General features: G+C 49.5%; 4 protein-coding genes. All 4 read left to right on the forward strand.

From position 1 onward, the window contains the following. Nucleotides 1-536: RAP domain-containing protein (locus ACO6V1_RS21375; protein ID WP_422468421.1), on the forward strand; the 536-nt coding region annotated here is incomplete at its 5' end. Between the two features lie 206 nt (nucleotides 537-742). Next, on the forward strand, nucleotides 743-3997 hold the full coding sequence (locus ACO6V1_RS21380) for a DUF1601 domain-containing protein (RefSeq protein WP_422468423.1): 3255 nt from the start codon (nucleotides 743-745) through the stop codon (nucleotides 3995-3997). Nucleotides 3998-4081: 84 nt separating this feature from the next. Then, nucleotides 4082-6862: a DUF1601 domain-containing protein gene (locus ACO6V1_RS21385; protein WP_422450725.1), complete on the forward strand. Its 2781-nt coding sequence runs from the start codon at nucleotides 4082-4084 to the stop codon at nucleotides 6860-6862. Nucleotides 6863-6913: 51 nt separating this feature from the next. Beyond that, nucleotides 6914-7690 (forward strand): hypothetical protein (locus tag ACO6V1_RS21390; protein WP_422468425.1); only part of this gene is annotated, 777 nt, incomplete at its 3' end.

The following is a 7690-nucleotide window of genomic DNA, read 5'->3' on the forward strand; positions in this document are numbered from 1 at the left end:
CGTGTCCGATCGTCCCCCACTACCAGACAACCATTTCAAAAACTCAAACCGACTTCCGCGATCAACTTCAATCATGTATTCCCTCTTTAAAGATTGAAGCAGAAAGGAGTCTGAACTCATTACCTCCGGTTGATCTGCTACTGCCAGACCACAATATTATTATTGAAATTCAGGGACCCTCTCATTACGTATGTGGTGATTTCAAAACCAGGACTGGTTCGACTCTGCTGAAAATCGCACTGCTGCAAAAAGCAGGATTTGAGGTCATTGAAGTCCCGGTTAACACGCTTTGGAACCCGGATTCAATAAAACGATGTATTGATCAAATAAAGACCAGGGTGGACATCCCGCCACAAGGCCATGGCTCTGTATCACATAAAATCGGGTGGGCAGATGAGGCAAACGTTACCGCCGATAAAGAATGGCAATCCTCAGATCACTGTTACCTGACCGCCGAAGAACATTTAGAGAAGCAAACAGGCAAACCAAAAAAAAGAAAGAAAAAAAAGCCAATAACCTCTTCCCTTTCCTCATGACTCAAGAACTGTATTCATATTCCAGGGAAGGAGCGCCAGCGTTGAATACCTGTTGCCCAAAATGATTTGAAAATAACGGATTGGTGGCATCAGAAGTAGATGTGTATCCCCCAACGGCCTGGTTTTATAGACATTTCAGTAAAATGAACTTCTGAACAGAACAGCAGTCTACTTTTTATATTTTCATGAAGTAATGAAATATAGTTATGGATAGAAGCTCTGCTGGTATCAGTGGTCAATACGCAAGACCAGGCAAGAATTACAACAAACCGGATAACCATGCCACTTCTTCAATGCGTGGACGATATAGACAAGCCACAGTCAAACAATGGGATACTCCCCCCCACTCTGCCACGGGGCGCAATGGATTTTACCATTCTTCTGCCCCATGCTCTTCTCAATATGTACTGCTCCGTTCAGTAAACCCTGCTAAAGATTTTAATGCGCTCATCAAACCAGAAATAATGGATGGCCTGGTGAGTAAATCGGATCGTTTCGGTCATCACTATGATGGAAGAGATCACGGCCTATATGCCAGTTCAATTAAAAAATACACGTCAGCGTCTAAAAGACCGTTAAATCGATCTGAACAAAGCCAGCTGATACATTTGCTGCAAAATTTCACAGTCACACGGAGCTGGAATTGGCGAAGCCTGACGACAACATTTCATTCATTGACTTCAGCGGGTGTTTTTACCCCTCATAAGCCCGTGGATGAGCGTGTTAAGCTCACTCAAGCTACTTTATTGTCCACGCTATTTGATGCAATAACGTTCAAGTGCAACCAAAAACCTGAAGCCAGGGATATCGATGCCCGGGGAATCGTCAACCTGCTGTGGGCCATGGCAAAACTGGTGGACAACGGGCAGGAACGGACACCAGAGTTCAAAAAGGCCTTGGCCGCCCTTTTGCCCCACGCAAACACACAGAAAGAGCAATTTGTTCCTCAGCATATCGCTAACCTGCTGTGGGCCATGGTGAAACTGGTGAACAATGGGCAGGAACAGACACCTGGTCTGAAAGAAGCCGTGCTTGCACTGTTGCCCCACGTGAAAACACAGAAAGACCAATTTATTCCTCAGCATATCGCTAACCTGCTGTGGGCCATGGCGAAACTGTTGGACGACGGGCAGGAGTGGATACCAGGGCTCAAAGAAGCTCTGGTTGCGTTGTTGCCCCACGTGAGCGTACAAAAAGTTGGCTTTAATCCACAGGAAATCGCTAACCTTCTGTGGGCCATGGCTAAATTCGTGGTCAACGGGCAGGAGCAGCCCCCAGGGCTCAACGAAGCCGTGGCCGAGCTGCTGCCCCACGTCAACGCGCAGCAAGACCAATTTAATGCCCAGGATATCGCCAACCTGCTGTGGGCCATGGCGAAACTGGTGATCAACGGACAGGAGCGGACACCAGAGCTCAAAGAAACCCTGGCCACGCTAATCCCCCTGGTAAACACACATAAAGACCGGTTCAATCCCCAGGGTATCGCCAACCTGCTGTGGGCCATGGCGAAACTGGTGGACAACGGGCTGGAGCGAACACCAGAACTTAACAAAGCCGTGGCCGGGCTGCTGCACCACGTAAACGCACAGGCTAACAAACCACAGGAAATCTCCAACCTGCTCTGGGCCATAGCGAAACTGGTGGACAACGGGCTGGAGCGGACACCAGAGTTCAAAGAGGCCCTGGCCACGCTGTTGCCCCAAGTGGTCGCACAAAAAGCTAACAGTAAACCACAGGAAATAACCAACCTGCTGTGGGCCTTGGCGAAACTGGTGGACAACGGACTGAAGTGGACACCAGAGCTCAAAAAAGCTGTAGCCAGGCTGTTGCCTCACGTGAACGCACAGAAGGCTAACTTTACACCACAGGGTATTGCCAACCTGCTGTGGGCCATGGCGAAACTGGTGGACAACGGGCTGGAGCAAACACCAGAGCTCAAAGAAGTCGTGGCCAGGCTGTTACCCCACGTGATCGCACAGACAGCTAACTTTAACCCACAGGGTATTACCAACCTGCTGTGGGCCATGGCGAAACTGGTGGACAGCGGGCAGGAACGGACCCCGGAACTCAACGAGACCATGGCCGCGCTGTTGCCACACGTGAACATAAAGAAAGACCAATTTAATGCCCAGGAAATCGCCAACCTGCTGTGGGCCATGGCGAAACTGGTGGACAACGGGCTGGAGTGGACAGCAAGGCTCAACCAGGCCGTGGCCGCACTGTTGCCCTGCGTGAACGCACAGAAAGACCAATTTATTCCTCAGCATATCGCCAACCTGCTGTGGGCCATGGCGAAACTGGTGGACAACGGGCTGGAGCAGACAGCAGAGCTCAAAGCGGCCATGACCGCGCTGTTACCCCACGTAAATGCACAGAGAGACCAATTGGTTCCTCAGCATATCGCCAACCTGCTGTGGGCCATGGCGAAACTGATAGACGGCAGGCAAGAGTGGCTCCCGGGGCTCAACGGGGCAGTCGCCGCTCTGCTGCCCTGCGTAAACGCACAGAAAGACCAATTCAGTGCCCAGGGCATCACCAACCTGCTGCGGGCCATGACCAAACTGGTGGACAACGGGCTGGAGCAGACACCAGAGCTCAAAGCGGCCCTGGCCGCGCTGTTTGCCCACATGAATGCACAGAAAGAACAATTTAATGCCCAGGGTATCGCCAACCTGCTGTGGGCCATGGCAAAACTGGGTGAGTTCGTTGAGCTGGGTGTGGTGACCTCTACCTTTGAATCTTTTGTCTACCGAATCAGTGGCAACCCTCAGCTCTCTGAGCAAGAGATATGGATGTCTCTCTGGGGAGTCATGGTGTGCTGTGCCAGGCTGTTTCTAGACTCCCATGCTAAAAATAACGTGCTTGAAAAGCACATGGATGACCTGTTTACTCGCCTGAAAAATACCTCCCCGAATAATGAAGAGAATCAATGCACCATTGCCATGGCCGCCAGTTGGCTTGGAAGAGCGTGTCCGGTCACCCCCCATTACCAGGCAATCATTTCAAAACCTCAAAGCGTCGTCCGAGATCAACTCCAATCATGCATTCCATCATTAAAGATTGAAGAAGAAAAGAGTCTGAAATCATTACCGCCAGTCGACCTGCTACTGCCAGATCACAACATTGTGATTGAAGTTCAGGGACCATTTCATTACGTGAGTGGTGATTTCAAAACCAGGAATGGGTCGACTCTGCTGAAAATCGCACTGTTGCAAAAAGCAGGATTTGAAGTCTTTGAAATCCCGACTAACACGCTTTGGAAACCGGGTTCAATAAAACGATGTATTGATCAAATAAAGACCAGGGTGGACTTCCCGCCACAGGATCATGCCTTTGCATCTCATAACACCGGGTGGCAATCCTCTGATCACCGTTACTTAACCGCCGAAGCACATTTAGAAAAGCAAAAAGGCAAACCCAAAAAAAGAAAAAGGAAGAAAAAAAAGCCAATAACCGCTTAAATTTATAAACATTTAAGCAAAATGAACTTCTGAACTGCACAGCAGTCTGCTTCTTATATTTTCATGAATTAATGAAATATAATTATGGACAGAAGCTCTACTGGTATCAGTGGTCAATACGCAAGATTGGATAATGATTATAACCAGCCGAATGATCATGCCGATTCTTCAAAGCGTGGTCGATATGGACATTGTTCAGTCAGACAGTGGCATAATCCCCCCCGCACAAACCCGGGGCGTAATGAATTTTATCGTTCTTCTGACGTATGCCCTTCTCAACATCTACAGTGCCGTTCAGTAAACCCTGCTCAAGATTTTAATGCACTCATCAAACCAGAAATAATGGATGATCTGGTGAATAAATCCTATCATTTCGGCCACCGTTATGATGGAAGAAATCACGGGCAATATGCCATTTCAATTAAAAAATACACGCTAGATGCTGAAAGACCGTTAAACAGGACTGAACAAAGCCAGCTGATACATTTGCTGCAAAATTTTACCGCAACACCGAGTTGGAATTGGCGAAGCCTGACGTCAACACTTCATTCATTGACTTCAGCGGGCGTTTTTACCCCTCATAACCCCATGGATCAGAGTGTTAAGCTTACTCAAGCTGCCTTATTATCAACGTTACTTGATGCAATAATATTCAATTGCAACCAAAAACCTCAAGCCATGGATATTGAAGCCCGGGCAATTGCCAACCTGCTGTGGGCCATGGCGAAACTGGTGGACAACGGGCTGCAGCGGACACCAGAACTCAAAGAGGCCGTGGCCGCGCTGTTACCCCAGGTGAGCGCACATAAAGACCAGTTTATTCCTCTGAATATCACCAACCTGCTGTGGGTCATGGCGAAACTGGTGGACAACTGGCGGGAGCGGACGCCAGCGCTCAACGAGGCCATAGCCGCGCTGTTGCCCCGCGTGAACGCACAGAAAGACCAATTTAATGCCCAGAGTATCACCAACCTGCTGTGGGCCATGGCGAAACTGGTGGACAACGGGAAGGAGCGGACACCAGCGCTCAACGAGGCCGTGGCCGCGCTGTTGCCCCTCGTGAACGAACAGCAGGCTCACTTTACACCACAGGGTATCGCCAACCTGCTGTGGGCCATGGCAAAACTGGTGGACAACGGACAGGAGTGGACACCAGCGCTCAACGAGGCCGTGGCCGCGCTGTTGCCCCTCGTGAACGAACAGCAGGCTCACTTTAAACCACAGGGTATCGCCAACCTGCTGTGGGCCATGGCAAAACTGGTGGACAACGGACAGGAGTGGACACCAGCACTCAACGAGGCCGTGGCCGCGCTGTTGCCCCTCGTGAACGCACAGAAAGCAAACTTTAAACCACAGGGCATCGCCATCCTGCTGTGGGTCATGGCGAAACTGGTGGACAACGGGCTGGAGCAGACACCAAATCTCAAAGAAGCCGTGGACGCCCTGTTGTCCCAGGTGAACGCACAGAAAACAAACTTTAAACCACAGGGCATCGCCAACCAGCTCTGGGCCATGGCGAAACTGCTGGACAACGGGCAGGAGCAGACACCAAATCTCAAAGAAGCCGTGGACGCCCTGTTGCCCCAGGTGAACGCACAGAAAGCTAACTTTAAACCACAAGGTATCGCCAACCTGCTGTGGGCCATGGCGAAACTGGTGGACCACGGGCTGGAGCAGACATCAGGACTCAAAAAGGCCGTGGCCGCGCTGTTGCCCTTCGTGAGCACACAGAAATCCCAATTTAATCCCCAGGATACCGTCAACCTGCTGTGGGCCATGGCGAAACTGGTGGACAACCAACAAGAGCAGACACCAGAACTCAACGAAGCCGTGGCCGCGCTGTTACCCCACGTGAGTGCTCAGAAACACCAGTTTATTCCACAGGAAATCGCAAACCTGCTGTGGGCCATGGCGAAACTGGGTGACAACGGGCAAGAACAGGTGCCAGAGCTCAACCGGGCCGTGACCGTGCTGTTGCCCCACGTGAACGCACAGAAAGCTAATTTTAAACCACAGGAAATCGCTAACCTGCTGTGGGCCATGGCGAAACTGGGTGAGCTCGTTGAGCTGAACGCAGTTACCTCTACGTTCGAATCGCTGGTCTACAAAATCAGTGAAAACCCGCAGCTCTCTCAGCAAGGGATATTGATATCTCTCTGGGGAGTCATGGTATGCTGTGCCAGGCTGTTTATGGTCTCCAATGCCAATAAAAATAACGTGCTTGAAAAGCACATAGTTGACCTGTTTACTCGTCTGGAAAAGACATCCCCGGACAATGGAGAGGAACAAACCGTCATTGCCATGGCCGCAAGTTGGCTTGGGAGAGCGTCCCCGGTCGTCCCCCATTACGAGACTTTCATATCAAAACATCAATCCAACTTTCGCCATCAGCTCCAATCATGCATTCCATCTTTGCAGATTGAAGAAGAAAAGAGCCTGAACTCATTACCGCCGGTTGACCTGATACTGCCAGATCACAACATGGTGATTGAAATTCAGGGAAAGTTTCATTACGTGAGTGGTGATTTCAAAACCAGGAATGGGTCGACTCTGCTGAAAATCGCACTGTTGCGAAAAGCAGGATTTGAGGTCATTGAAATCCCGGTTAACCAGCTTTGGAACCCAGATTTAATTATTGATCAAATAAAGACCAGGGTGGCCATCCCACCACAGGGCCATGGCAGTGCATCAGTTAAAATCGAGTGCGTAGATGAGACAAACGTTACCGCCGACAAAGAGTGTCAATCCTCAGATCCACGTTATTTAGCCGCCGGGGAACATTTAGAAAAGCAAACAGACAAACCAAAAAATAGAAAAAAGAAAAGAAAAAAAACTCATAAACATTTCAGCAAAATGAACTTCTGAACAGAACCGCAGTCTGCTTTTTATATTGTCATGAATTAATGAAATATAATTATGCATAGAACCTCTGCTGATATCAGTGGTCAATACGCAAGATCAGGTAGTAATGACAACCAACCGGATAACCATGCCGCTTCCGGAAGGCGTGGACGATATAGAGAGTGTACAGTCAGACAGCGGGATCATCCCCCCCGCCAGAGGCGTAATGTATTTTACCATTCTCCTGGCGCACGCCCTCCTCAAAATCTACTGAGCCGTTCAGTAAACCTTGCTCAGGATTTTAATTCCCTCATCAAAAAAGAAACAATCAATACTCTGGTGAATAAATCGAATCGTTTCGGTCCTGAATATGATGGGAGATATCACGGTCATTATGCCAGTTCAATTAAAAAATACACGTTAGCTGCTAAAAGACCGTTAAATCGAATAGAACAAAGCCAGCTGATGCGTTTGCTGCAAAATTTTACTGTAACGCGGAGCTGGAATTGGCGAAGTCTGACGACAACATTTCATTCATTTACTTCAGCGGGTGTTTTTAGCTCTCATAGATCCCTCGATGAGCGTGTTAAGCGTACTCAAACTGCCTTATTGTCAACGTTAATTGATGCCATCATATTTAACGGCAACCAAAAACCGGAAGCCAGTGATATTGGTGCCCAGGAAATCACTAACCTGCTGTGGGCCATGGCAAAGCAGGTGGACAACGGGCACGAGCGGACACCAGGGCTCAAAGAGGCCGTGGCTGCGCTGTTGCCCCACGTGAAGGCACAGAAAGCTGACTTTAAACCACAGGAAATCGCCAACCTGCTGTGGGCCATGGCGAAACTGGTG

The organism is Endozoicomonas sp. ALC013 (assembly GCF_049310205.1).
Classification (GTDB): Bacteria; Pseudomonadota; Gammaproteobacteria; order Pseudomonadales; family Endozoicomonadaceae; genus Endozoicomonas.

Excerpts from the sequence above, each read along its gene's own strand:
- ACO6V1_RS21385 (WP_422450725.1), top strand. The coding sequence starts at position 4,082 with ATGGACAGAAGCTCTACTGGTATCAGTGGTCAATACGCAAGATTGGAT.
- ACO6V1_RS21380 (WP_422468423.1), top strand. The coding sequence starts at position 743 with ATGGATAGAAGCTCTGCTGGTATCAGTGGTCAATACGCAAGACCAGGC.